The organism is Gemmatimonadaceae bacterium, from assembly GCA_019752115.1.
Taxonomy (GTDB): Bacteria; Gemmatimonadota; Gemmatimonadetes; order Gemmatimonadales; family Gemmatimonadaceae; genus Gemmatimonas.
Genome location: JAIEMN010000003.1, coordinates 22,426 through 47,627 on the forward strand (window position 1 = coordinate 22,426; position 25,202 = coordinate 47,627).

The 25,202-nt window shown below is 68.9% G+C and carries 20 protein-coding genes; 6 read left to right on the forward strand and 14 right to left on the reverse strand.

Features of this window, described 5'->3' with window-relative positions:
* Positions 1-138 precede the first annotated feature (138 nt).
* A complete protein-coding gene (locus K2R93_01345; protein MBY0488459.1) occupies positions 139-1,065 on the forward strand; it encodes a polysaccharide deacetylase family protein in 927 nt (308 codons plus the stop codon).
* Positions 1,066-1,069: 4 nt separating this feature from the next.
* Here the strand turns inward: K2R93_01345 and K2R93_01350 are convergent, their stop codons facing one another.
* Complete coding sequence (locus K2R93_01350; protein MBY0488460.1) at positions 1,070-1,483, reverse strand: carboxymuconolactone decarboxylase family protein; 414 nt, start codon at positions 1,481-1,483, stop codon at positions 1,070-1,072.
* Positions 1,483-2,076 (reverse strand): hypothetical protein, encoded by a 594-nt coding sequence (locus K2R93_01355; GenBank protein ID MBY0488461.1) that lies wholly within the window; start codon positions 2,074-2,076, stop codon positions 1,483-1,485. Before K2R93_01355 ends, K2R93_01350 begins: the two co-directional genes overlap by 1 nt.
* Positions 2,077-2,409: 333 nt before the next feature.
* On the opposite strand from K2R93_01355, the gene rho reads away from it, so the two are divergent.
* Together rho and K2R93_01365 are read left to right on the forward strand one after the other, a co-directional pair.
* Positions 2,410-4,371: a transcription termination factor Rho gene (gene rho, locus K2R93_01360; GenBank protein ID MBY0488462.1), complete on the forward strand. Its 1,962-nt coding sequence runs from the start codon at positions 2,410-2,412 to the stop codon at positions 4,369-4,371.
* 235 nt (positions 4,372-4,606) lie between these two features.
* On the forward strand, positions 4,607-6,793 hold the full coding sequence (locus tag K2R93_01365; GenBank protein MBY0488463.1) for a HAMP domain-containing protein: 2,187 nt from the start codon (positions 4,607-4,609) through the stop codon (positions 6,791-6,793).
* Positions 6,794-6,912: 119 nt separating this feature from the next.
* Here K2R93_01365 and K2R93_01370 read toward each other — a convergent pair whose 3' ends face one another.
* Genes K2R93_01370 through K2R93_01380 form a run of 3 tightly spaced genes read right to left on the reverse strand, consistent with a single transcriptional unit; the run spans position 6,913 to position 10,327 of the window.
* Positions 6,913-8,298, reverse strand: a complete 1,386-nt coding sequence (locus K2R93_01370; protein MBY0488464.1) for a dipeptidase — start codon at positions 8,296-8,298, stop codon at positions 6,913-6,915.
* 39 nt (positions 8,299-8,337) lie between these two features.
* Positions 8,338-8,736 carry a fluoride efflux transporter CrcB gene (crcB, locus tag K2R93_01375; protein MBY0488465.1) on the reverse strand — a complete coding sequence of 133 codons (399 nt, stop codon included), beginning with the start codon at positions 8,734-8,736 and terminating at the stop codon, positions 8,338-8,340.
* A 7-nt stretch (positions 8,737-8,743) separates the two neighbouring features.
* A complete protein-coding gene (locus K2R93_01380; protein MBY0488466.1) occupies positions 8,744-10,327 on the reverse strand; it encodes a glycosyltransferase family 39 protein in 1,584 nt (527 codons plus the stop codon).
* A gap of 182 nt (positions 10,328-10,509) precedes the next feature.
* Here K2R93_01380 and K2R93_01385 point away from each other — a divergent pair, with 182 nt between their 5' ends.
* Positions 10,510-12,285, forward strand: a complete 1,776-nt coding sequence (locus tag K2R93_01385; GenBank protein MBY0488467.1) for an Ig-like domain-containing protein — start codon at positions 10,510-10,512, stop codon at positions 12,283-12,285.
* 86 nt (positions 12,286-12,371) lie between these two features.
* The gene (locus K2R93_01390; protein ID MBY0488468.1) at positions 12,372-14,243 is read left to right on the forward strand and encodes an acyl-CoA dehydrogenase family protein; all 1,872 of its coding nucleotides are present in this window, start codon (positions 12,372-12,374) and stop codon (positions 14,241-14,243) included.
* A gap of 115 nt (positions 14,244-14,358) precedes the next feature.
* Here the strand turns inward: K2R93_01390 and K2R93_01395 are convergent, their stop codons facing one another.
* From K2R93_01395 to K2R93_01435, 9 genes are all read right to left on the reverse strand, one after another.
* On the reverse strand, positions 14,359-14,562 hold the full coding sequence (locus K2R93_01395) for a hypothetical protein (GenBank protein MBY0488469.1): 204 nt from the start codon (positions 14,560-14,562) through the stop codon (positions 14,359-14,361).
* Complete coding sequence (locus tag K2R93_01400) at positions 14,562-15,257, reverse strand: response regulator transcription factor (protein ID MBY0488470.1); 696 nt, start codon at positions 15,255-15,257, stop codon at positions 14,562-14,564. The genes K2R93_01395 and K2R93_01400 overlap by 1 nt, the downstream gene beginning before the upstream one ends.
* Before the next feature lie 65 nt (positions 15,258-15,322).
* Positions 15,323-16,375: a cytochrome d ubiquinol oxidase subunit II gene (locus K2R93_01405; protein ID MBY0488471.1), complete on the reverse strand. Its 1,053-nt coding sequence runs from the start codon at positions 16,373-16,375 to the stop codon at positions 15,323-15,325.
* 7 nt (positions 16,376-16,382) lie between these two features.
* Positions 16,383-17,771, reverse strand: coding sequence for a cytochrome ubiquinol oxidase subunit I (locus K2R93_01410; GenBank protein MBY0488472.1), 1,389 nt, complete (start codon positions 17,769-17,771; stop codon positions 16,383-16,385).
* Positions 17,772-17,827: 56 nt separating this feature from the next.
* Positions 17,828-19,129 (reverse strand): fumarylacetoacetase, encoded by a 1,302-nt coding sequence (fahA, locus tag K2R93_01415; protein MBY0488473.1) that lies wholly within the window; start codon positions 19,127-19,129, stop codon positions 17,828-17,830.
* A gap of 33 nt (positions 19,130-19,162) precedes the next feature.
* Complete coding sequence (locus tag K2R93_01420; protein ID MBY0488474.1) at positions 19,163-20,104, reverse strand: hypothetical protein; 942 nt, start codon at positions 20,102-20,104, stop codon at positions 19,163-19,165.
* A 5-nt stretch (positions 20,105-20,109) separates the two neighbouring features.
* Positions 20,110-20,991 carry a carboxylating nicotinate-nucleotide diphosphorylase gene (gene nadC / locus K2R93_01425; protein MBY0488475.1) on the reverse strand — a complete coding sequence of 294 codons (882 nt, stop codon included), beginning with the start codon at positions 20,989-20,991 and terminating at the stop codon, positions 20,110-20,112.
* Complete coding sequence (gene nadA / locus K2R93_01430; protein MBY0488476.1) at positions 20,988-21,998, reverse strand: quinolinate synthase NadA; 1,011 nt, start codon at positions 21,996-21,998, stop codon at positions 20,988-20,990. Before nadA ends, nadC begins: the two co-directional genes overlap by 4 nt.
* Before the next feature lie 16 nt (positions 21,999-22,014).
* Positions 22,015-23,538, reverse strand: coding sequence for an L-aspartate oxidase (locus K2R93_01435; GenBank protein MBY0488477.1), 1,524 nt, complete (start codon positions 23,536-23,538; stop codon positions 22,015-22,017).
* 113 nt (positions 23,539-23,651) lie between these two features.
* Between K2R93_01435 and K2R93_01440 the strand changes: the two genes are divergently transcribed.
* A complete protein-coding gene (locus K2R93_01440) occupies positions 23,652-25,172 on the forward strand; it encodes a hypothetical protein (protein ID MBY0488478.1) in 1,521 nt (506 codons plus the stop codon).
* Positions 25,173-25,202: the final 30 nt, after the last annotated feature.

Here is a 25,202-nt window from a genome sequence, read left to right on the forward strand (position 1 = left end):
CGCGTGTCCAAGGCTGTTCAGCTGTGCACTGTTCGTACCGCCCGCCGGGGTTGGCCGGTGGTGGCTGGTCTTTTGATGGCGTCACTGGGGCAAATGGTTGCCACCCCGGCGCACGCCACCCCGAGCCCTCTCGTACGTATGTCGGGGCGGCAAAGTGCCACGCCCGCACCGACGCAGCCGCCGGCAGGCCCGCGGACACCCAACGAGCTGGGCCGTATTCCCATCGTCGAATGGCATCAGGTGGTGGATGCCGACGGGTCGTACAAAGTCTCGCGGGAGCGCTTCAAGGCGGAACTCGCCGAGCTGTACAAGCGGGATTACGTGCCGGTGAACCTGTCGGAGATTCTCGACAAGCGGATCGATCTGCCGGCCGGGAAGTCGCCGGTGCTGTTCACCTTCGATGACGCCTCGCCAAGCCAGTTCCGCTATCTGGAGAAGAACGGTCAGCTGGTGGTGGATCCGTCGAGTGCGGTGGGTATTCTGCTCGACTTCATCAAGTCGCATCCCGGTTGGAAGGCGAAGGGGCTCTTCTGCATGCTCCCGGCAGCGGCGCAGGGGCACGCGTTCTTTGGCGAGAAGGGCATCGACGGCCAGAAGAGCGAGTGGCGCCTGAAGAAGGTGCAGTTCCTGCACGCGCAGGGCTTCGAGCTGTGCAACCACACCCTGTGGCACGCACAGCTCAACAAGTATCCCGACGCCGTGGTGCAGGAGCAGCTCGCGCGCGGCGCGATGGCGATCGACAGCGCCGTGCCGGGCTACAAGATCCGCGGCATGGCCTTGCCGTACGGCCTGTGGCCCAAGAACCGGGCGCTCGCCTTCAGCGGCGCGTGGTACGACAAGAAGGCGAAGCGCGAAGTGCGGTACAGCAACGAGGCCGTCTTCGAAGTCGCCGGCGGGCCGGCGCGCAGCCCCTACGATCCGCAGTTCAATCCGCGCTCCCTGCCGCGCGTGCCGCTGCAGGGGGGCACGAAGCTGACGCCCACGCTGGACGCGATGGACAAGGCGGGACCGCTGGCGCGGTATGTGTCGGACGGGGACCCGAAGACGGTGGCGAAGGGGAAATAGGGACTCAGGACGTGCCCGCTCGCATGCGCTCGCAGTCGTCCCATCGGTCCACCGCGCGACGCAGGTGGGGGATGACGATGCTGCCGCCGACGATGAGGCCGATGCTCAGCGTTTCGAACATCTCGTCGCGCGTGACGCCCTCTTCGGCGCAGCGGACGATGTGATACGTGATGCAGTCGTCGCAGCGCAGCACGAGTGAGGCGACGAGGCCGAGCAGTTCCTTCGTCTTGACCGAGAGCGCCCCGCCTTCGTACGCGCGGCCATCGAGATTGAAGAAGCGATTGATGACGAGATTGTTCTCGCCGAGGATGCGCGTGTTCATGCGCTCGCGGAACTGACGGAACTCGGCGAGGGCGGCGCTTTCGCCGGGGGCGGCGTCGCCCATGCTCGCGTGATCGTGCGGGGGACCGTCAGTCATCAAAACGTGTAGTTGCGGAGCGTGGTGAGCGCGGTTTCGAGCGCGGCGCGCTGTTCAGCGGTGGGCGAGTTCGCCCAGAGGTCTTCGTAGGCGCTGATCGCCATCGCCAGCGCTTCCTTGTCGTGCTCGGCGGCGGCGAGCGACGCGGCATTGTCAGCGAGCGCGGCCTTGGCGAGCAGATCATCGGGAAAGCGCTGCGTCACCTGCAGCCAGCGCACGGTGCGATCGCGCTGATTGCCTTCGGTGAGCGCCCACAGATGCCAGGCCCCGCGATTGGCGGGGTCGACGGCCAGTGCGCGACTGGCCAGCTCGCCGACGAGCTCGGGGCCGCGACCGGAGAGCCAGTAGGCGTTGGCGAGAATGACGAGGGCCCGCGCGTTGGTCGGCTGGTCGTCGACCACCTTCTCATAGAGGGGGCCGGCCACCTCGGGCATGTGCAGCCAGGGTTCGGCGGCGGCGACGAGGGCATCGGGCATGGCGCCGTCACGCAGGTGGTGCAGGCGTTCCATGAGCGCGCCCACGTTACCGGAGGCTTCATACGCGGCGATGGCGTCGGCCAGCGCCGCGGGGAGGTCGATCGGAGGAGCAATCATGGCGTTAAAGCTAGAGGAATCGGGGTTGCGCGGCAGCGTCGGTGGGGCAATACTCCGAGTGGATCACTGCGGGGCCCTGCCATGAAGGAAGCAGCGGCTCCACGCGCGCCCGCCGTATGACGCGGGCCGTTCGCTCGGACGGATCTCCTTTCCCCGTCCTGAGCAGTCCGCAATCCCCGCGCACTCGCGCACCGCTATCGCGCATCGCCATCGCGCCACGCACTCCCGCGTTACCCCGACGCCCGTTCGCGGGCCTCGCTTCGCTGTGCCGTCCCATGCGTTACCGCGCCGTCCGATCGGACGAGCGCCTTCAGTACCACTCGCAGTAGTCGAATGACCGAACCGAAGCGTCCTGCCAGCCGCGCCCGCAAGACGGCGCGGCCCGCCCCGGAGTCCACCGGGGACGACAATCCGTATCTCGATGCGCCCGCGGCTGCTCCGCGCCCAACGCGCGCTCGCAAGGCCGCCCCGGCGGCCGCCGAGGCCGCTCCCGCGGCACCGCCTCCACCACCGGCCGCTGACGCCGGCGAGGTCGCCCGCCCCCGCCGTCCGCGCGTCTCGACGCGCAAAGTGAAGGACGCCGACAGCGCGCCCGCCGCCGCGGAGGCGCCACGCGACGCCGCCCCGACGGCGCCCGTGCGTGAGGTGCGCGAGCCACGTGAACCGCGTGAGCCGCGCGTCGAGTCCCGCGCCGCCATGCCCCCCTCGCCCTTCGACGGTCCGGTGGAGCGCCCGAACGGCGAGCGCCGTGAACCGGAGAACCGATACGATCGCGCGTTCGACCGGACCGACGGTCCGGAGCGCCAGGCTCGTCCGGAGCGGCCGGATCGCCCCGAACGCCCGTTCAATGAGCGTCGCGAGCGTGGCGGGCGCCGGCGCGGCCGGAATCGGCATCGCAATCGCGACGACCGTGGCCCGCGTGAGGATCGGGGGCCGCGCGACGATCGGGGCGGAGAACGCCCGGTCAACGCCGCGCCGGCCGGTGAGGCGGCGCCGTTCGGCGGCGATCGCCCCGACCGCGGGGATCAGGGCGACGAGCGCGGCTTCCGCCGTGGCCGTCGCGGCCGCAACCGCTTCCGTCGTGGCGGTGGTGGCGGTGGCGGTGGCGGTGGCGCGCCGGGTGGGGCGCCCAATGCCGATGCCGGTTTCGATCGCGGCCCGCAGCAGCCGGTCGCCGTGGAAGGCACGATGTCCGGCTGGTTCGATGCCTCGCGCGACAGCGGGTTCCTGCGCCGCGCGGTGAACAGCTACCTCCCCGATCCGACCGATCCGTTCGTGCCCCCCGCCCTCGTGCGGCTGCACCAGTTGCGTCGGGGCGACAAGCTCGACGTCACCTACGGGCGTGATCATCGCGGTCGCCTGGTGGTCGTCGAGGTCCAGCAGCTCAACGACGGGTCGCCGGTCATTCTCGAGAAGCGCCCCGACTTCAACTCGCTCACGGCGAGCTATCCCGACCGGAAGCTCACGCTCGAGACCGGGCGCCCCGCCAAGACGGGTCCCGAACTGACGCGGCGCGCGATCGATCTCATCGCGCCGATCGGCTACGGGCAGCGCGCGCTCATCGTCGCCCCGGCCCGTGCCGGTAAGACCACGCTCCTTCAGGCCATCGTGGAAGGCGTCGCGGTCAATCATCCGCAGGCGGCCCTGCTCGTGCTGCTGGTGGACGAGCGCCCGGAAGAAGTGAGCGAGATGATCACGTGGGGCTACGGCGAGGTCGTGGCGTCCAGCTTCGACATGCCGCCCAAGCGCCATGTGGAAGTGGCCGAAATGACGCTCGAGCGGGCGCGTCGCATGGTGGAGCAGGGGCGCGACGTGGTCATCGTGCTCGATTCCATCACCCGCCTGGCCCGCGCGCACAACACCGTGGATCGCGGCACTGGCCGTACCATGTCGGGCGGTCTCGATGCCACCGCCATGCAGAAGCCCAAGGCCTTCTTCGGCTCGGCGCGCATGATTGCGCCGCAGCACGGCGGCGGCTCCCTCACGATCATCGCCACCGCGCTCGTCGAAACCGGCTCGCGCATGGACGACGTGATCTTCGAGGAGTTCAAGGGCACCGGCAATTGCGAGATCAAGCTCGATCGCTCGCTCGCCGACCGCCGCATTTTCCCGGCGTTCGACATCGCCACCAGCGGCACCCGCCGCGAAGAGAAGCTCTATCGCCCTGACCAGCTCGAAAAGGTGCACTTGCTGCGCCGCGGGCTGCATCAGCTGCCGCCGCAGGCGGGGATGGAGTGGCTCATCAAGCGCATCGCGGCCACGCAGAACAACGATTCGTTGCTCGACGGGCTCTAAGCGGAACACGATCGCCACCACGCCCCGGGACGTCCCGTTTTACGGAATGTCCCGGGGCGTGGTGTTTTCCAGCCGGGAGATGGCCCAAAGCGCACCGATGGTGATGCCTGTGCCAGCGGTGTGACACTCCGACCGGCATTCGCTCAAGTGCGACCTGCTGGTGGCCGATACGAGACCGTGTACCCGAACCAGGCACCGTGGCCTGGTCTCTCGGTCTTGTCCTTGCTTGAATCCCATGTTCCGTTCTCTGTCTCTGCGGGCGAAAATCATCGCCCTGCCCTTGGTGTCGGCCATCGGTTTCGTGGTCACCCTCACGGCGTCGTTCGTGTTGGGGTCGCGCGCACAGCAACAGCTCGCGGCCATCGAGCATGGCTATCAGCCGGCGCTCGAGCTGAGCCGCACGCAGCAGTCGATTCTGGAGAACTACCAGCGCGCCCTGCGCGACGCGGTGGGCGCCAGCGATACGGCCGCGATCACGCTGGCGGATTCGCTCGTCAAGAAGTTTGCCCAGGTGAATGACTCGCTGGCGCACACGTCGGTCGTGGACTCGACGGAGATCGCGAAGATCCAGACGAGCTTCACGGCGTACGCGTCGGCGGCCAAGAGTTCGAGCCGCGGCATGATCACCGGGTCGATGGAAGACCTCATGGGTGGCGCCACGGAAGTGAAGGAGAAGTTCGCCGCGCTGGGCAAGGAGCTGCATGCGAACACGGCGCAGCAGGAGCAGGCCATCGGCGAGGCCTTCGCGAAGGCCGAAAAGATGCAGCAGACGTCGCGGCTGGTGACGACGGTGGCGCTGCTCGTGTCGCTGATCGCGCTGGCGGTGATCGCCTGGGGGACGGTGACGAGCATCATCGGTGCGATGCGGGCACTCTCCGCGACGGCGCATGACATTGCGCGCGGCAAGCTGGATGTGGATGTGGCGGTGGGCGGCACCGACGAAATCGGTGAGCTCGGCGAGGCGTTCCGCGACATGCTGTCGTACATCGGCGGCGTGTCGGAAGCGGCCCAGCGGCTCGCGGTGGGTGACCTCAGTGCCCACGTGGACGTGCGTTCGGAGCACGATGCGCTTTCGCGGAACATCAACGGGGCGACGGACACGCTGCGCGAAGTGACCGGCGAGGTGAAGTCGGTGATCGCGGCGGCCACCGAAGGCGATCTCGCCAAGCGTGGCAACCCCGAGCGCTTCCATGGCGCGTACGCCGAGCTGGTGAGCGGCACGAACACGGCGCTGGATGCGGTGGTGCAGCCGATCGCGGAGGCCAAGGATGTGCTGGCGAAGGTGGCCCAGCGTGACCTGTCGGCGCGCGTCCGCGGCGACTACGTGGGTGAGCACGCGGCGATCAAGGCGTCGCTCAACACGGCGCTCGACAACATCAGCGAAGTGTTTGCGTCGCTCACGATGGCCATCGGCCAGGTGAATGCGGCGGCGCGCGAGATCGGCGACGGCAGCCAGGAACTGGCGAGCGGCGCGGCCGATCAGGCGGGCGCGATCGATCAGGTGTCGAACCGCATCACCGTGGTGAGCGAGCGGACGAAGGCCAACGCGGCCGACGCCGCCGAGGCGCGGGCGGCGATGGAGAAGACGTCGGAGACCACCGAGCAGGGCGTCGAGCGCATGACGGCGCTCGCCGAAGCGGTGACCGAGATCAAGAAGTCGGCGGATGCGACGGCGAAGATCGTGAAGACGATCGACGAGATCGCCTTCCAGACGAACCTGCTGGCCCTCAACGCGGCCGTGGAAGCGGCGCGCGCCGGCGACGCCGGCAAGGGCTTCGCGGTCGTGGCCGACGAAGTGCGCAGCCTGGCCATCCGCGCGTCGGAGGCCTCGCGCAACACGTCCACGCTCATCGAGGAATCGGTGCAGAAGGCGGAGACGGGCGTGCGCCTGAACGAAAGCGTGATGCGCCGGCTCGAAGAGATCCGCACCGGTGTGCAGCGCGCGGCGACGATCATGCACAACATCGCCGAAGGCGCGGTGGAGCAGGACAAGGAACTCGCCGAAGTGACGGTGGCGATGTCGCAGATCAGCGGCCTCACGCAGCGCACCGCGGCGAACGCCGAGGAGTCGGCGAGTGCGGCGGCCGAGCTGTCGGCGCAGTCGTCGGAGATGCAGGAGCTGGCCATCCAGTTCACGCTCGACGGCAAGCATGCGCAGGCCATCGCGCAGGGCGTGGCCGAGTCGCATCGTGGTCAGACGTCGGCCAACGCGCGCCGCGCCAGCAGCGCGTCGAGCACGGCCTCGTTCGGTGGGGCGCGCCCGTCGGCGGCTCGCCCGGCGAGCAAGCCGGCGCGACCGGCGGCGAAGTCGGCCGCGCCGCGCGGTGGTGAGAAGTCGGACGACGTGTTCCCCGTCTCGGCGGCGACGCTCATCCCCTTCGATGACGACGACAGCGGCGACGACGTGCTGGGCAGCTTCTAGGCCGTGGGGCGATCACCACGGATTCGGGTGACGCCATCCAATCATCAATGACCACCGGGCTCGTTGCCAGCATGGCAACGAGCCCGGAATGTTTCTGGGATCGGTGGCGCGGGTGAGGCTCAGGCGCCTGAACGCCGCCCGTACTCGTCGTAGAGCACCGCCGCGGCCCGAATGCCCAGGCGATAGTTCTCCTCGCTGATCCATTCGTCGGGCGCGTGCGCGTTTTCGCCGGGCAAGCCAAAGCCCATGAGCAGCACGGGCGCGCCCAGGATGCGTTCGAAATCGCCGACCACCGGGATGCTGCCACCTTCACCGGTGATGACGGGTTCGCGCCCGAAGGCCGCGGCCAGCGCGGCCTTGCCGGCGTCGATGATCGGTCCCTGCAGATCGGCACGCCACGGGCGCCCGCCGTGCAGGTTGGTCACGGTCACGCTGACGCCCGGCGGCGCCACGCGCGCGACATGCGCCTGCACAAGCCGTGCGATCTCCTGCGGGTCCTGATCGGGCACGAGGCGAAAACTCACCTTGGCCATGGAGACGGCGGGGAGCACCGTCTTGGCGCCTTCGCCGGTGTAGCCGCTGAGCAGCCCGTTCACTTCGCAGGTGGGGCGCGTCCATAACCGCTCGAGCGTGGTGTAGCCGGGCTCTCCGCCAAGCGCGGTGACGCCGACCTCGTGCATCAGGCCCTCGTCGCTGAAGGGGAGCTCGCGCATCTGCGCCCGCACATGGTCGGGGAACGGCTTGACGGCGTCGTAGAAGCCCGGGATCGCAATGCGGCCGGTGTCGTCGTGCATCGTGGCCAGAATGCGCGCCAGCGCCATGGCCGGATTCACCACCGCGCCGCCGTACATCCCCGAATGCAGATCGCCGTTGGCGCCGCGCACATCGATCTGCAGATAGGCCATGCCGCGCAAACTGGAGAGGATGCTCGGAATGCCCGGGGCGAACATGGTGGAGTCGGAGATCACCACGGCGTCACAGGCGAGCCGCGCTTTCTCGCGCTCGAGGAACGCCTCGAGATTCTCGCTCCCGACTTCTTCCTCGCCTTCGGCCAGGACGATGACATTCACCGGCAAGGTCCCGCGCGCGGCGAGATGGGCTTCGAGCGCCTTGATGTGGAGATACAGCTGGCCCTTGTCGTCCACCGATCCGCGGGCGTAGATGCGCCCGTCGCGCGTGGTCGGTTCGAAGGGCGGCGAGGTCCACAGCTCAAGCGGCTCGGCGGGCTGCACATCGTAATGCCCGTAGATGAGCAGCGTGGGCGCACCCGCGGGCGCCTGTCGCCATTCGCCGACCACAATGGGATGCCCGGGCGTGGGTTCGATGCGGGCGGTGAAGCCGATGCGCGTCAGCGCGTCGGCCACGAATTGCGCGGCGGCGGCGCAGTCGGCCTTGTGCTCGGTGCGTGCCGACACCGAGGGAATGCGAAGAAAGGCGAAGAGTTCTTCGAGCGCGCGCGCGTCGTGTGCCGCGCAGTGCGCGGCGAGATCAGCGGGGATGGGCATTCGCGAGGTCGCGGAGGGAGCGGAGGGGACGCGGAGGGCTCAGCTGGTGCGGGTGCCAGCGGAGAGGCCGGCGAAGGTGGCGGCGAGCCCCAGCGCGAGCGACAGCACGATGTACGCCGCGGCGCGCCCGGCCTTGCCCTGCTGGAGCAGCGAGACGGTCTCGGCGCTCAGGGTGGAGAAGGTGGTGAAGCCACCGCAGAAGCCGGTGGTGAGCGCGAGGCGCAGGACATGATCGGCGTCGGGCGCGGCGAACAGGCGCGCGAACCAGCCGATCAGAAACGCGCCAAGGACATTCACGACGAGCGTCGCCCAGGGGAACGTGGACGTCGCCGGCGCCATGACGACCCCGACGCCGTACCGCGCTACCGATCCGATGGCGCCACCAACCGCGACCACGAGCAGCACGGTGGCACTGAGCGGCGGGGTGGGCGTGGACATGGGCGGATCAGGGAGCAGACGTGGGACGCTCGCGCGGCACATCACGCGCGATGCGATAGAGCCAGAGGCGACGTGCCGTAATCTCGCCCCCGTTTCGCTGCAGCGAAACGCGCGCCCCGGGCTTGGTGGCCGCAAACCAGCCGCCCACCACGGCGGCGAGGGAATCTCCCTTCGCATCGGCGTCGAACACGGCGATCAGCCCGTCGCCGGGATGGATGCTCTGGTAGGCGTTCTTCCAGACGTCGTACTGATTGGTGCGCCCGCCGAGATTGAGCGCGAACACCGTGGGCTGCCCGGTGAGATGAAAGGCGAGTTCGGAGGCGTCCTGATACCGGTCGGCGGCAATGAACTGATCGACCGTGCCCTGGAGAAAGGGATCGCGACGGGCGACCTCCACCGAATCGGCGAGGGTCGTCCAGCCGTGCGCCCGCGCGATGGGGTCCTTCCGCGGGGCGAGCGGCAGCAGCGGGCGCCACGCCTGCAGCGCCACGATCGCGAGGAGCCCTGCCGCGAACCACGCGCCTCGGCGCCACCACACGCCCTGCGCGACCGGCCGCGGGCTGGTGGCGAGGAGCATCATCGCCCCCGGATAGATCATCGCCGGCCAGTTGGCCTCGACCGAGCGCCGCCAGGCGCTGATGGCAAAGAAGCCCAGCGGCGCGGCGGCAATGAGGGCCAACGCAAAGCGGCGTGGCGCCTCGTCGGTCGGGGCGCTGGTGTGGCGCGTGCGCCAGCCGTCGCGCAGCGCGTGGGCCACGGCGAGCCCCATCAACCCGAACAGGATGGGGGAGGCGAGGCCCGCCTGGCCGCCGATCATCTCGAGTTCGCGTGACAGCGGATTGCCGCGCGCACTGGGGGTGAAGCCGTGTCCCAGCTGAAAGCGGAACGACACCCAGTTGTTCAGCGCGTTCCACGCCACCACCGGAGCGAAGAGCGCGAGGGCGATGACACTGGCGAGCCAGGGGCCCGGTTCCCGGAAGCGCTGGCGCAGCGCCGGGTGCACCACACAGGCGATGACGAGCCCCATCGGCAGCAGCACGGCGGTGTACTTGGCCACAAAGGCAGCACCGAGGGCCACCCCGGCGGCGGTCCACCAGCCGACGCTGGCCGCGCTGCGTACCGGCGCGGCGAGGGCGCGCTCCACGGCCAGCAGCGCGACCATGGCCGCCATGAACAGGGCGGCGTCGGGCGTGGCGAGCACGAGCCCGAGGGTGGCGATGGGGAGAAGCGTGACGAGCTGGGCCGCGCGGCGGGCTGCGGTGGCGCCGCGCTCGGCCCCACCGGCGAGGTGGTAGGCGCAGCCGACGGCGGCCAGGTGCGTCAGCAGGGCGGCGATCGCCGGGCCAAGACGTACGCCGAGGGTGGTCGGGCCGGCCAGGGCCGTCCCCATCGCGATCAGCAGGGCGATGCCTGGCGGATGGTCGAAATAGCCGGCTTCGAGGCGCCGCGACCACTCCCAGTAATAGGTCTCGTCGGGAAGGAGCGGGACGAGGCTGGCCAGTGCCGCGCGGAGCGCGAGGGCCCCCAGCACCCAGAGGAGCGTCTCCCGCCAGGCGGCGCGGGACGAGGTGGACGAGGCCGGCGGAAACATTGCGGCAGGTAAGTTGTACCGAGGGGGACGCCCGGGCCAAGCTCTTGCATCGCTGTGCCGGGACTGTAACAGTTACGGCTGCCAGCGACCGCGCGTCCTTGTTCGGCACCACCATTCGGCGCCGCTCCGCGGAGCCGCTCCGCGGCGTCGCTCTCCACTTCTTGTTCTCAGGACGGACCTGCATGCGGGTCGTTGCCCACAATGTGTTGTCTGCCGCGCGCCGATCGACGTATCGCACCGGCGCCGCGTTGCTTCTGCTCGGCGGTCTGGCCGGCTGCCTCGATCTCAAGACCACAGCCGACGCCTGCTCGGTTACGGTCGCTCCGGCGACGCTCACACTGCCGGTGAATGGCACCTCGACCATCGTGGGCACGGCGTTCGACTGCAAGGGCAACTCGATCAAGAACAAGACCATCACCTTTTCGACGAGCAATCCGGCCGTCGCGACGGTGACGACCGGCGGCAATGTGCTGGCCGTGGCGGTGGGCAGCGCCACGATCTCGGCCGTGGCGCAGGGGAAGAGCGCGGCGGTGCAGGTCACGGTGACGCCGGAGCAGGCGGCGAGCGTGACGCTGACGCCGGCCACGATCACGCTGCGCCGCGGCAACGCGCGCCAGCTGACGGCGGTCGCCAAGAACGCGCAGCAGGTGGTGATTGCCGGGCGCACGTTCCGCTGGGCGTCCAGCAACTCCTCGATCGTGTCGGTGGACCAGAACGGCAACGTGACGGCGCTCTCGACCGGCACGGCGGTTGTCTCGGCCGAAGCCGACCAGCAGACGGGCAGCGCCACGATCACGGTCACGGAAGTGCCCATCGGCTCGTGCTCGCTCTCGCCGGCCAGCCAGAAGCTCACCGTCACCGCGAGCACGCAGCCGACGCTCGTGCTGCGCGATACGGCGAACAACGTGATTCCGTCGCTCAACCGGCAGATGAACTGGTCGAGCAGCAACCAGGTATCGGCGCTGGTGTCGCAGACCGGCCTCGTCACGGCGGTCAAGGCGGGCACGGCCACCATCACGGCGGCCTCGGTGGAGTATCCGGCGGTCAGCTGCACGGCCACGGTCGAAACGGTCGATGCGCGCATCGTCTCGGCGGTGATCTCGCCGCGGCCGTCCACGCTCCGCCTGAGCATCCCGCGTCAGTTCTCGGTCACGCTGAGTGACTCGGTCGGCGGCGCGATTCCGCCGGGCCGCGTGGTGAACTGGACGAGTGTGACGCCCTCGGTGGCGACGGTCTCGGCGACCGGTCTGGTGACCGGCCTGCAGCTGGGCAATGCCCGCATCGCGGTCAACGCCGAAGGCGCCGTGGATACGGTGAGCTTCACGATCACGAAGGTGCCGGTGGCGACGATCCAGCTCTCGCCGAGCTCCTCGAGCGTGGTCCAGGGGCAGACGCGTCAGCTGACGGCCACGCTCACCGACTCGACGGGCGCGACGGTCACCGATCGCACGATCGAGTGGACGAGCAGCGACCCGACGCGGGCGACGGTCAGCGGCACCGGTCTGGTGACGACGCTGGCCCCGGGCACGGTGACGATCACCGCGACGAGTGAGACGCGGTCGGGCACGGCCTCGGTGACGGTGCAGCAGATCCCGGTCGATACGATCGTGGTGAATGGCACCTACTCCGCCGCCCTCAGCGACGCCAACAAGTCGTTCGCCATCACGCTGCGGGATGCGAGCGGCAACACGCTCTTCAACCGCTCGGTGAGCGTCACGAGCAGCGATCCGAGCGTCGCCACCGGTACGGCGAACGGTCAGGGCACGATTGTGACGGTATCGGCGTCGAAGGCGGGCTCCGCGACCTTCACCCTGCGCGCGCTGAACAGCAACAGCCAGCCGGAAGGCAAGGCGTCCACGGTGGTCATCACGATCAATCCGTCGGTCACGCCGCTGCGCAGCGGTGTGAGTGCGCCGCCGAGCACCGCCCCGAGCGGTGCCGCCATCAAGAAGAACTGATCCCCGGCGGGTCGCACCGCCTTCTAGATTGCACGGGGCGTCTTCGCATGAAGACGCCCCGTTGTCATTCACGCCCGCTGCACGCCATGTCTGCCGACACCGCCACGTCCACGCCGCCGTCATTTCTGCGCGATCTCTTCGGGGGCGAAATCAACGACGCCCTGCTCTTCCCGTATCCGGCCACCCTCGAGGTTCGCGATCCGGAGGAGGCCGCGGTGGTGCAGCGCCTGGTGGGCGCGCTGAACGGGATGGTGGCCTCGGGGCTCATCGATCCGTATCGCGCCGATGAACAGGAAGGGTTCGACGAAGCGGTGATCACCGCGTTCGCGTCGGCGGGACTGCTGGGGCTCACGATTCCCAAGGCGTACGGCGGCCTTGGGCTTTCGGCGAGCGCGTATGCCCGCGTGTTCGGGGCCGTGGCTGCGGTGGATGCCTCACTCGGCGTCCTGATTGGCGTGCACTGCGGGCTCGGCGCCAAGGCGATCGTCATCGCCGGTAACGACGCGCAGAAGGCGCGCTATCTGCCCATGCTGGCGCGTGGCGAAACACTGGCCGCGTACGCGCTCACGGAACCGGAAACCGGCTCGGACGCGCAGCATGTCGTGACGACGGCCACCCGCAGCGCCGACAACACCGGGTGGGTGCTGAATGGTCGCAAGCACTGGATCGGCAACGGGCAGCGCGCCGGCGTGATCGCGACGTTTGCCCAGACGCCGGTGGAGCGGAACGGGCAGACGGTGATGCGCCCCACCGCGTTCATCATTCGCCCCGATATGCCGGGGTTCCGGGTGGACGGCACCGTGCGCAAGCTGGGCATTCGCGCCTCGACGCAGGCCGAGCTGGTGTTCGAACATCTCTTCGTGCCCGACGACCATGTGCTGGGTGAAGTGGGCAAGGGGTTCCGCGTGGCGGTGAACGCGCTGAATGCCGGTCGCTTGTCGCTCGCCAGTGGCTGCGCGTCGGCGTGCAAGCGGCTGCTGGGCGAGTTCACGCGCTATGCGGAGGCACGCACCCAGTTCGGTGCCCCGCTCGCCGATTTCGAGATCACGCAGCGCAAGATGGCGAGCATCGCCAGCGAGACGTACGCTGCCGACGCGATGGTGGGCGCGCTGGCGGCGGCGCTCGATCGCACCGATGTCGATGCCTCGCTCGAGGCGGCGTGTGCGAAGGTCTTTGCGAGTGAACTGGTATGGCGCAGCGCCGATGAGCTGGTGCAGTTGGCCGGCGGTCGCGGGTTCGTGAAGCCGTGGCCGTACGAGCGCTATCTGCGGGATGCGCGCATCCAGCGCATCTTCGAGGGCGCGAACGAAATTCTCCGCCTCTTCGTGGGGCTCAACGGTATTCAGGGACCCGCCGAGGAGCTCAAGGAGCTCGCAGGCGCGCTCCGCAGTCCGCTGCAGAACCTCGGCGTGGTCTCGAGCTTTGCGGCGCAGCGGGTGGCGAGTGCCTTCGGCAAGCGCGACCGCTTCTCGGTGGAGCTGCACGCCGCGCTCAAGCCGCACGCGACGTACATCGAGCGCCACGTGGCGGAGCTGGCCGAGGCGACGCAGAAGGCGATCACCACGCACAGGAAGGACCTGATTCACCGGCAGCTCGTCGTGGAGCGTCTCGCCGACATGGCGATCGAGCTGTACGCGCGGGCCACGACGGTGTCGCGCACACAGCGGCTCATTCTCGAACGCGGCGCCGATGCGTGCGCCCGAGAGATCGCGCTCTGTGCCCTCTTCTGCGTGCAGAGTGGGCGCCGGTTCCGGGCCACGCGCATGGAGCTCGACGGCTCGGCGGGGGAGACGATCGACGACCTGCGCCGTACGGTCGCGGCGCGTGTGCGTGCCGAGGCGGGCTACGCGACGACGGATGCGCTGCTTGATGTGCCGGTGCCGCCGCTCCCGGCGTGGAGCTTGCATCGCGATGAGCAGATCCGGGCGGTTTCGCGTGGTGCCCACCCAGAGGGGTGAGACGAACCGCTCACACAGAGGGCGCAGCGATCACAGAGTACACAGGGGCGCACTTCGGCATCTTCGAAGCGCGCCCCTGTGTACTCTGGTCCTCGGTGTACTCTGTGCGATCAGTTCAAAGATCCGCGCAACTTCGGTTGATCTGTCCGCAGCTCAGGCAGATCTGCTTGCACTTGCGCCACGAGAGCGTGGGCGAGTCGCAGTACTCGCAGCACTCCACCGCCGGGGTGCGCTCCACGGGGAGCGGGGTCACCGTGGCGGCGTCCACCTTGCCGTGGGTGTAGAGCGCCACGCGCTCGAGATGACAGGTCGCACTCATTACGCGTCGGTCTTCAGGAGCCCGAGCTTGAGCGCGAACTTCACGTAGTCGGTGCGGTGCGTGAGCCCCAGCTTTTCGCCGATGCGCTGCTTGTAGGTATCCACCGTCTTGGGCGAGATCGTGAGATGCTCGCCGATCTCCGGCGCCGTGTAGCCTTCGGCGACCATGCGCAGCACGACCTGCTCGCGGTCGGTGAGCTTGTCGTAGCGGGCGCGTTCTTCGGCGTTGCCGTCGCGCTTGGCGAGGCCGCGGGCCAGGGCGCGCGCGGCCGTGGGCTGCACGTACACATCGCCGGCAGCCACGGTGCGCACGGCGTCGACGAGTTCGCGATCGGCGACGGACTTGAGGAGATAGCCGCCGGCGCCCGCCTCGAGCAGCGCGACCAGATGCTCGTCTTCGGTGTGCATCGTGAGCACGAGCACGCGGCGCGTGGCCGGCTCATCGGGGTTCTGCGTGCGCGCGGCGTTGGCCTTGTGCAACTCGCGCGTGGCGGTGAGCCCATCCATGTCGGGCATGGAGAGGTCCATCACGATCACGTGCGGGTCGAGACGCTCGGCGAGGACGAGGGCATCCTTCCCGCTCGACCCCTCACCGACCACGGCAATATCCTTGGCGGTGGAGAGCACGGCTTTGAGACCGGCCCGAACGATCTGGTGATCGTCCACCAGGACAACACGAATGAGATCTGGACGCATGGCCGCAAACTACGGCCCGGACGGCACTTCGCAATGCACGGCGCGCCTCCGCGCCGGGGCGGTGGCTACTCGGCGGCGGCCCGCCCGCCCTTGAAGATGCGGTACAGGTACACGAAGCTCGGCAGCAGGATCAGCGTCCCCAGTCCAAGGGCGGTCATCACGAGCTCAAGGGTGACCCGCGGCGCCGCCAGCTCGGTGATGGTGCGATCCGGAGGCAGGAGCCAGGGGAACTGGGTCCACGCCCACCCCCACAGGATGAACGAGGCCTGCGCGGCGGCCGCGAGGCGCCCCAGGGGATACCGACGGGTGCGGATGGCCCAGAGCGCGGTGACCGCCGCGAGTGCGGTGACGGCGTGCATGGTGAGCGCCGCGGTCCCCCGGGTGAGCCCCTCATAGAGCTCGGGGAACTCGGCCCGGGCCAGCGCGAGCGTCGCGGCCGCCATGCCAAAGAGAATGGCCTGCGTCTGCAGGGCCCGCCGACGGAAGATCTCCTGCAACTCGCGGTCGGTGGTTTCGCAGGTGAGGTAGGCCGCCGCCAGATAGGCAAAGAGCACGAGCGTGAGGCCACCGACGGCCCACGGAAACGGCGACGTCAGCCACGGGTCGAGAAACCGCTCCCGGAACGTGACGCCCGCGAGGGCGCTGATCGGGCGCAGCGGCAGACGGCCCCCGGCCACCGTGCCCAAGCAGACCCCCAGCACGATTGGGGTCAGCAGGCTCGCGACCGAAAAGATCCGCCCCCACCGGCGCTGCACCTCGTCGTGCGAACGGTCGTAGGTGCGAAAGGTGAAGGCCGATCCGCGCAGCACGACCCCCACGAGCATGGCGGTCAGCGGGATGTGCAGCTCGGTCGCCAGATGGGCGAACGCCTTTGGAAAACAGGTGAACAGCAGCACCACCACCAGGATCAGCCACACGTGATTGGCTTCCCAGATGGGCCCGATCGCATCGGCGATGAGATGCCGCTGGGCGTCGCGATGGCGTCCGCGCGCGAACAGATCCCACACGCCACCGCCAAAGTCGGCGCCCGCGAGCAGTACATAGGCGTTGAGCGACAGCACCATCGTGCCCGCCACGACGTGCGGCAGTGTCCAGGTCAGCGCCGTGGGTTCCGTCACGACGCGCTCACGGCGTGTGGTAGATGCCGGTGCGACTCGGCGCGGGGGGAATCGGCATCTCGCCGGTGAGGCCCAGCGGCTGCTGCGTGATCCCCGTCTTGAGCAGCTGACGCCAGAGGAGGAAGAGGACGACGACCGCGAGGCCGAGATAGAGCAGCGTGAAGATCACGAACGGCACGGCAAGCCCGGGCATCGGCGTCACCGCGTCGGCGGTGCGCAGCACGTTGTGCATGATCCACGGCTGCCGCCCCACTTCGGTGACCGTCCACCCGGCTTCGAGCGCGATGAAGCCCAAGGGGGCCGCGAGCATCACGGCGGTCAGGAAGCGACGATCGTCGGGCAAGGCGCTGCCCTGCCCGCGACGGCGACGCCACCAGCGCACGCTCCCCCACGCGGCGAGCGCGGCCATCGCCGTGCCGCACCCGACCATGATCTGAAAGGCGAGGTGCACGATGGCGAGCGGTGGGCGATCGCTCGCCGGTACGGCATCGACGCCCTGCACGACGGCATCGCGGCGGCCATGGAGCAGCAACGACAGACCGCCGAGAATCTCGATGGCGCCGCGGTGTTCGAGGGTGGTGGCGTCGGGCCAGCCGCCGATCACGAAGTTCGCCGGGCCCGTCCGGAGATGCCCCTCCATGGCGGCCAGCTTGATCGGCTGTCGCTTCGCCACGCTGCGGGCGCTCCAGTCGCCACTCAGCGGCTGCAGCAGCGCAGACGGAAGCGCCATCCACATCGCGATCTGCAGCGCCGCGCGATGAAAGGCGCGGTGGGGCGTGCCACGACGCAGCGCGAACGCATGCACGCCCGCCACGGCAAAGCCCGTCGCCGCGAACGCCGCAAGCGTCATGTGCACGACCTGCGTGGGCGCCGCCGCATTGAACATCGCCGCAATGGGATCAACGTTCGACACGATGCCGCGTTCGAAGGTGAATCCGGCCGGCGCGTTCATCCACGCATTCGCACACACCACGAAGATGCCGCTGAGCGTGCCGCTCACGGCCACCACGACGCCGGCGAGGAAGTGCGCGCGCCGCGAGATGCGGTTCCAGGCGTAGAGGTAAATGCCGAGGAAGATGGCCTCGGTAAAGAACGCGAACCCCTCGAGCGAGAAGGGCATGCCGATGACCGGCCCGGCGTGCTCCATGAACGTGGGCCACAACAACCCCAGTTCGAAGCTCAGCACGGTCCCGGAGACGGCGCCCACGGCAAACATGATGGCGGTACCCTTGGCCCAGCGCTTCGTGAGCTCGAGCAGCACCGGGTCGCCACTCTTGAGCCAGCGCCCTTCGGCGATGACCATGAGCACGGGCATGCCGATCCCCACCACCGCGAAGATGATGTGGAATGCCAGCGACATGGCCATCTGGGAACGCGCAAAGAGCAGATCAGTCATGATGCCCATTCAACGACGGCAGCACGACCGGCGTTTCCGCCGTCTTCCCCCGCGCGTCACCGGGCGGGACGCACCTCTCCCACGCAGCGACCCAGCCCGATCCGCACCGCCCCGTCCCGCTCGGCATACGCGGTCATGATCACCTCGTCGCCATCCTCGAGGAACCCGCGGGTTTCCCCATTTGGCAGCGACACCGGCTGGGCGCCGCGCCATGTCAACTCGAGCAGACAACCGCGACTGTCAACCGCAGCACCCGAAATGGTGCCGCTGCCGAGCAGATCGCCCGGACGGAGATTGCACCCGCTGCTGGCATGGTGGGTGAGCATCTGCGCAAAGCTCCAGTAGAGATCGAGACTGCTCCCCTGCGAAATGCGCACCGCCGCCTCGCCCGCGGCACGCATGCGCGCCGTGCGAAGCCAGACCTCGACCGTCAGGGCCAGCCCGCCGCGCGCGGCGTCGCCCGCGTCGGCCAGATAGGGGAGCGGCGCCGGGTCGCCCTCGGCCCGCGGCGCCAACGGGGCGCGGAACGGCTCGAGGGCCTCCATCGTCACGACCCACGGGCTGATCGTGCTGGCAAAGTTCTTGGCCAGAAACGGCCCAAGCGGCTGATACTCCCAGCTCTGGATGTCGCGCGCCGACCAGTCGTTGAGCAGACAGACGCCCCAGAGATGGGTCTCGGCATCGCGCAGCGGGATCGTGTCGCCCAGCACGTTCCCGGTGCCGACGAACGCCCCCAGCTCCAGTTCGTAGTCGAGCGAGCGCGACGGCCCCACCGTGGGCTCCGCGTCGTTCGGCCCTTTGCGCTGCCCGCACGGGCGCACCACCGGGGTGCCACTCACCACGAGGCTCGATGCGCGGCCGTGATAGCCGATGGGGACGTATTTGTAGTTCGGCAGCAGCGGATTATCGGGGCGGAACATCGAGCCCACGTTGGTCGCGTGATGCACCGACGCGTAGAAGTCGGTGTAGTCGCCCACCTGTACCGGCAGGAACAGCTCGGCCTCCACCTGCGAAACCAGTGCATGCTGCGCGATCTGCTGATCATGCACCGACGCATCGCTCGCCAGCAGGCGCGTGACGGCCGCGCGCAGCGCGCGCCGCACCGGTGCCCCGAGCGCCATGAGCGCGTTGAGACTGGGCGATGCACAGGCGCGCCCACCACGTTCCACGAGCTCGTCGACGTGATCAAAGAGATCGGCCGCGAGACATGCCGCCACATCGAGGATCTGGTCGCCGATCGCGACACCCACCCGAGGTGCTTCGTTGGTCCCGGCGCGACGAAACACACCGAACGGCAAGTTCTGGATGGGGAAATCGGCGTGGCCGTTGGCCGATGCAACCCACGAGGTCAGCGACACGGGAGGGGTCCTGTCGAAAGGAAGAAGGACAGATCAGATCCACCCGAGGGCGCGACTTTCGTCGACCGGCTCGGTGAAGGAGCAGGAGCCGATGCTGATGAGCGCGCGTGTCCGCACGGCGAGCAACGTATCACGACTGAAGGTGAGCGGCCCGTCGGGGCCGCGCCATGCCAGATGGATATCGTTCACGTCGAATCGTGCGGCGTCGGATTCCTCGAGCAGCGCGATGGCCTCAGCGTCGCTGCCCCCGCTTCCGAGATGGGCGGTGGCGAGCAGCACCGTGAGAAACCCGTACATCCGCCCGACGGGCGGCTCGGGTTCATAGGTCAGGCGATAGGGACCGGTGATCGGGTGATGCAGCCCCGCCGTTGCCTTGAACGGCAGCTCGCGCGCGATGCACCCGCGCAGGAAGCGCACGACATCGGCGCTGGCGGGAAATGCCGCCGCGGTGGTGCCGCCGGTGCGGATCTTGGCCCGGCGACCGACGCCGGCAATGGCATCCAGCATGGTCTCCAGCTGCGCATCGAGCGCCACTTCGATGTACGTGGTGAGGTCCGTCGGGGTCTCGCGCGCGATGCGCTCCACATCGGCCACGCTCGCGGCCTTCACCTCGTACGCGTCGGCGATCGCGCCGCATTCTTCGAAACACACCCGGTGCCGCTCGTTGAAGGCGGCGATCTGCGCGAGGTCACTGGTCACATCACCGGTCCCGGTCGCACTGAGGCGCCACGGGATCGCGCCCGCATCCCGCGGCAGCAGCGGGTCGGCCTTCTCGGAGAAGAGTTCGAGCGCGGACGCGGTACACACGAAGCGGCCCAGCATCCAGCCGGTCGCGCCGGCGCGATAGTGCGCATAGTTGCGCACCACCTGCGGCATGCTGAGCGCGGCTGGCGGAAAGAGTCCGGCGTAATCGACGAGCCCTTCGAACAGGATGCGCGCGGCGTGCTCGGTGAGGAGCGGAATGCGGACAGGCATGGCGGTCAGAGGCCGTCGAAATCGAGGCCGAGGTCCAGGGCGGGGGCGGAGTGGGTGAGCGCACCGATCGAGATGCGATCCACACCAGTTTCGGCGATGCGGCGCACGCTGTCGAGCGTCACGCCACCGGATGCCTCGGTGATGGCGCGCCCGCGGCAGCGGGCGACGGCCTCGAGGAGGCGGGTCTCATCCATGTTGTCGAGCAGGATCCAGTCGGCACCGGCCGCCAGCGCGGCATCCACCTGCTCCAGCGTGTCGCATTCCACCTGCACCGGCGTCCCGGTGGCGGCCAGCTGCCGCGCGCGGCTGACCGCCATGGCGATGTCGCCATTCACCGCGGCGAGATGATTGTCCTTGATGAGCACCCCGCTCCGCAGATCGAGACGATGGTTCGTGCCCCCGCCGCAGCGCACGGCATACTTCTCGAGCAGGCGCCACCCCGGCGTGGTTTTGCGCGTGTCGAGGATCTGCGCATGGGTGCCCTTGACGGCGTCGACGAAACGCGCGGTGAGCGTGGCGATCCCCGCGAGGCGCTGGAGGTAATTCAGCGCCGTGCGTTCGGCGCTCAGCATGCCGCGGGCATGCCCCGTGAGCGCCAGCACGGTGTCGCCACGCCGGACGCGGGTGCCGTCGGGCGCATCCACGCGCACGGCGATGCTGGGATCAAGCTGCCGGAACGCCTCGATCGCCATCGGGACGCCGGCCATCACGCCCTCGCGTCGCGCCACGATGGCACTGCGCACGTGGCGCGTGCTCACGATGGTGGCCAGCGTGGAGACGTCGTGAAACGCCTCGTCTTCCTGCAGCGCCGCCCGCACGTGGGTGGTGACCTGGTCGGGTGTGAGCGGGAAGGCGAGTGCCGAAAGCGAGACCGATGACGGGGTCATTCGCCGGGATCCTCCGGGCCGAAGGGGCTGACGCCGCTGGTGCCACCGATCGACACCATGCGTTCAATGGCCAGTCGCGCGCGCGCCGCCACGGCATCGGGGACGGTGATCCGATGCTGCCGGTGCTGCAGCGCGTCGCGCACCTTGGCGAGCGTGGTGACCTTCATGTAACTGCACTGCGCACGATCGTTGGCCGCCACAAACCGCTTGGTGGGATTCTCACGCCGCAGGCGATGCAGAATACCGATCTCGGTGGCCACGATGAACGTGTCGTGATCGCTCTGCGCGGGCCGCCGGATCATCCCCTCGGTGGAGAGGATGTGCACCCCCTCGCGATCCACGGCGCCGGCACTGATCGCCTCGACGACCGGCGTGGCGCAGCCACATTCGGGATGAATGAGAAACTCGGCGCCCGGATACTGCGCGCGCGTTCGGCTGATGTGTTCCGGATCGATACCGGCGTGCACGTGGCACTCACCGAGCCACACGTGGATGTTGTCGCGCTGGGTCTCGCGACGCACGTGCGCCCCGAGGAACATGTCGGGGAGAAAGAGGATCTCCCGGTCGCGTGGAATGGCGTTCACCACATCCACCGCGTTCCCCGAGGTGCAGCAATAATCGCTTTCCGCCTTCACCTCGGCGGTGGTGTTCACATACGCCACCACCACGGCGCCCGGATGCTCGGCCTTCCACGCCCGCAGCTGCTCGGCGGTGATGGTGCTCGCGAGCGAGCAGCCGGCGGCGAGATCGGGGAGCAGCACCGTCTTGCTCGGCGAAAGAATCGCCGCCGTTTCGGCCATGAAGTGCACGCCGCAGAAGACGATGACATCGGCCGAGGTCTTGGCCGCCTCCCGCGAGAGCCCGAGGGAGTCGCCGACATAGTCGGCGACATCCTGCACTTCGGGGCGTTCGTAGTTGTGCGCGAGAATGACGGCGTTGTTGGCCGCCGCGAGCGCGCGGATTTCGTCAGCGAGCGCCTGATCGTAGTGCGCGTCGAGGATGGTCATCGGGTGTCGGCCAGCGTTACCACGTGATGTGTCGTCCCTGCCATTTGCGGCGGGTCTTCGGAAAATCGCTGCGGAAGTGCCCTCCTCGCGACTCCTTGCGCAGCAGCGCGGCCTCGGTCACGAGCCTGGCGGTCGTGAGCAGATTGCGCTCTTCCGTGGCCCCCGCACTCAACCGTTCGCCGACCCGTTCGAGCGCGGCGAGGCAGCGGCGCAGCCCAGGCGCGGTGCGCGCGATGGACGCATGGTCCCACATCAACTGGCGAATCTCATCGGCCGCGACCTGCGCGGCGCCGCGGTCGTCGAGCGGCGGGACATCCCAGGTTGACGCGTCCGGCTCCGGCAGGTGATCGGGAGTGATCGCCAGGTCGCGCGCGACGCGTTCGGCAAAGACCAACCCTTCGAGGAGCGAGTTGGAGGCGAGCCGATTGGCGCCGTGCACGCCGGTGCGGGCCACCTCCCCCACCGCATAGAGCCGCGGCAGACTGGAACGCCCGGCCAGGTCGGTCACGACGCCGCCCATCATGTAGTGCGCCGCCGGGGTGACCGGGACGGGCTCCCGCGTGGGATCGATCCCCCGGGCGCGGCACAGCTTGTAGATCCCGGGGAAGCGCGTGGCGAATCCGGCCCCGAGCCGGGTGGCGTCGAGTAGCACGCGCCCGTGGGCCTGCTGCTCGCGGAAGATCTCGCGGGCTACGATGTCCCGGGGCGCGAGCTCTGCCAGCCGATGCCGCGCGGGCATGAAGCGCTCGCCGCGGGCGTTGAGGAGGATGGCGCCTTCGCCGCGCACCGCCTCCGACACCAGCGCCAGCGGGTTCTCGGGCGTGTCGAGCGCCGTGGGGTGAAACTGGACGAATTCCATGTCCGCGAGCCGGGCGCCGGCGCGGTGGGCCATGGCGAAGCCGTCGCCGGTGGCCACCTGCGGGTTGGTCGTATAGCGGAAGATCTGTCCGCAGCCGCCGGTGGCGAGCACGGTGGCATCGGCGACGATCTCGACCGGCCGGCCGGCGATCGACGCCCGGACGCCGGCGACCTGCGGCCCGTCCCCCTCATCGACCAGGAGCAGGTCGAGGACCCGGGCCGTCTCCAGCACGTCGATCCCGGGCGTCTCCCGCACCTTCTGGACGAGGGTGCGGGCGACCTCGGCGCCGGTCTGGTCACCGTGCGCGTGCACAATCCTATTTCTGGAATGGGCGGCTTCCTTCCCCAGCTTGAAGTCGCCGTCGGGGTCCAGATCAAAGCGGGCGCCGGCAGCGTGGAGCTCCCGGACCCGGGCCGGCCCCTCCTCGACCAGCACCTTCACGGCATCGGCATCGCACAGCGCCGCGCCGGCGGCGAGGGTATCCCGCTGGTGCAGCTCGGGGGAGTCACCGGCCCCCAGGGCAGCGGCAATGCCGCCTTGCGCGTAGGCCGTGGCGGAGTCGAACAGCGTGCGCTTGGTGAGCACCGTCACCGGACCATGCCCGGAGGCACGCCAGGCGGTGTGCAAACCGGCAACTCCGCTGCCGATCACAAGGAACCGGGTGCGGATCCGATCGGTCATAGTAGTTTCAAGTAAAGGACATCGGGTCCCTATCGACACCCCAGACCGGGGCGGCGTTCCTCGCCGGCTGGTCCTGGACTCCCCTGCCCCAATCGACCTCTCGAGGACACGTCATGCGTTTGACGTTCACCGCCGGTGGCGCGTATGCGCTGGCTGCCGCGCTTTCGTTCGCCGGCCTTCCCCTGGCCGCCCAGCCGGGCGGGGTATCCAGCGGATGCTCCATCGATCAGAACAACCCGAAGGAGCTCGCACTCCTGGGGTTCAAGCTCCAGCAGGCGCGTTCGGCCGCGACGCCGGAAGCGCGTGTGAAGCTGCTCAAGGAAGTGGACAAGGAGCTCGACACGAAGCCGGAGCGCTTCGCGAAGAACCCGGCGGGTTATCAGTCGATACTGTCGCAGTCGCTGATGCTGTGGGGGAACGAGCCCGGCATGGCCACGGCACCCACGACGCGCGGCGCGCTCGGCTTTGTGACGAACCCCACCGAGGCGTACGACATCGTCGTCGAGCTCGACAAGGCGTTCAAGGCGCAGGCGGCGGCGGTGCCGGCGTGTGAGGCCGAGCTGACGGCGGGCCGTCAGAACGAAGTGTGGCTCGCCAACACGCGCGCGGCGCTCGACGCCATGCAGGCGCAGAAGATGGACTCGGCGGAGTTCTACGCGAAGCGCGCGATGATGCTCGTGGGCACGAGCCCGTACGCGCACTACGTGCTCGCCAACGCCGCGAACGCGAAGAACGACAAGAAGACGGCCGTGATGCACTGGGGCCACGTCGTGAAGTACGCCGGCGCCGACTCGAACTACAAGGAACTCAAGTTCAACAGCCAGTACTACTCGGCGATGACGCAGCTCGAGCTGGCGTCGACGGCGCAGGGCGCCGACGCGCAGGCGCTGGGCAAGCAGGCGGCCGAGTCGTTCAAGACTCTCCTGACGGAGCAGCCGGAGAACCCGGATGCGTCGAACTGGCTGAACAACTGGGCGGACGCGCTCACGCTGGCCAAGGACACGGCGGCGATCCCGACGGTGTACGCGGCGCTGCTGGCCACGCCGGACAAGTACAGCGACCTCATGCACACGATGGGCGGCGTGATCGCGACGCGCGCCAATCGCACGGATGACGCGCTCAAGATGTTCGCGGCGGCCACGAAGAAGAACGTCGTGGCGCGCGATGCCTTCCGCAATCTCGCGGCGACGCTCTACGGCAAGGACCAGTTCGAAGCCATGCTCGAGCCGACCAAGAAGCTGGTCGAGATGGACCCGAACAACTACGACGCCTGGATGTTCTTCGCCTACTCGGCGCAGGGCATGGCGCGGAGTGCGAAGACGCCGGTGCTCAAGAAGGCCTGGACGGATTCGCTCGTGAAGTACCAGACGTACGCCGAGAACCTGCCGGCCAAGGTGGACGTGGGCAACTTCACGCGCGGCAACGACAACGTGTCGCTGCAGCTGAGCGTGGAGCAGATGGCGGCGGCGGGTGGCACCTACACGGTAGCGGTGGAGTTCGTGGACGCCGCGGGCACCGTGATCGCGACCGGCACCGAGTCCACCGGCGCGCTCAAGAAGGGCGACAAGAAGAACATCACGCTCAAGGCGGCCGGGAAGAACATCGCCGGCTTCCGCTACAAGGCGCTGAAGTAAGCGCCTCCGAGCAGCCCGGGGCACGGACCA

Coding starts and splice junctions, on each gene's coding strand:
- K2R93_01345 (MBY0488459.1), top strand. CDS start 139: ATGTCGGGGCGGCAAAGTGCCACGCCCGCACCGACGCAGCCGCCGGCA.
- K2R93_01350 (MBY0488460.1), bottom strand. CDS start 1,483: ATGACTGACGGTCCCCCGCACGATCACGCGAGCATGGGCGACGCCGCC.
- K2R93_01355 (MBY0488461.1), bottom strand. CDS start 2,076: ATGATTGCTCCTCCGATCGACCTCCCCGCGGCGCTGGCCGACGCCATC.
- rho (MBY0488462.1), top strand. CDS start 2,410: ATGACCGAACCGAAGCGTCCTGCCAGCCGCGCCCGCAAGACGGCGCGG.
- K2R93_01365 (MBY0488463.1), top strand. CDS start 4,607: ATGTTCCGTTCTCTGTCTCTGCGGGCGAAAATCATCGCCCTGCCCTTG.
- K2R93_01370 (MBY0488464.1), bottom strand. CDS start 8,298: ATGCCCATCCCCGCTGATCTCGCCGCGCACTGCGCGGCACACGACGCG.
- crcB (MBY0488465.1), bottom strand. CDS start 8,736: ATGTCCACGCCCACCCCGCCGCTCAGTGCCACCGTGCTGCTCGTGGTC.
- K2R93_01380 (MBY0488466.1), bottom strand. CDS start 10,327: ATGTTTCCGCCGGCCTCGTCCACCTCGTCCCGCGCCGCCTGGCGGGAG.
- K2R93_01385 (MBY0488467.1), top strand. CDS start 10,510: ATGCGGGTCGTTGCCCACAATGTGTTGTCTGCCGCGCGCCGATCGACG.
- K2R93_01390 (MBY0488468.1), top strand. CDS start 12,372: ATGTCTGCCGACACCGCCACGTCCACGCCGCCGTCATTTCTGCGCGAT.
- K2R93_01395 (MBY0488469.1), bottom strand. CDS start 14,562: ATGAGTGCGACCTGTCATCTCGAGCGCGTGGCGCTCTACACCCACGGC.
- K2R93_01400 (MBY0488470.1), bottom strand. CDS start 15,257: ATGCGTCCAGATCTCATTCGTGTTGTCCTGGTGGACGATCACCAGATC.
- K2R93_01410 (MBY0488472.1), bottom strand. CDS start 17,771: ATGACTGATCTGCTCTTTGCGCGTTCCCAGATGGCCATGTCGCTGGCA.
- K2R93_01420 (MBY0488474.1), bottom strand. CDS start 20,104: ATGCCTGTCCGCATTCCGCTCCTCACCGAGCACGCCGCGCGCATCCTG.
- nadC (MBY0488475.1), bottom strand. CDS start 20,991: ATGACCCCGTCATCGGTCTCGCTTTCGGCACTCGCCTTCCCGCTCACA.
- nadA (MBY0488476.1), bottom strand. CDS start 21,998: ATGACCATCCTCGACGCGCACTACGATCAGGCGCTCGCTGACGAAATC.
- K2R93_01435 (MBY0488477.1), bottom strand. CDS start 23,538: ATGACCGATCGGATCCGCACCCGGTTCCTTGTGATCGGCAGCGGAGTT.
- K2R93_01440 (MBY0488478.1), top strand. CDS start 23,652: ATGCGTTTGACGTTCACCGCCGGTGGCGCGTATGCGCTGGCTGCCGCG.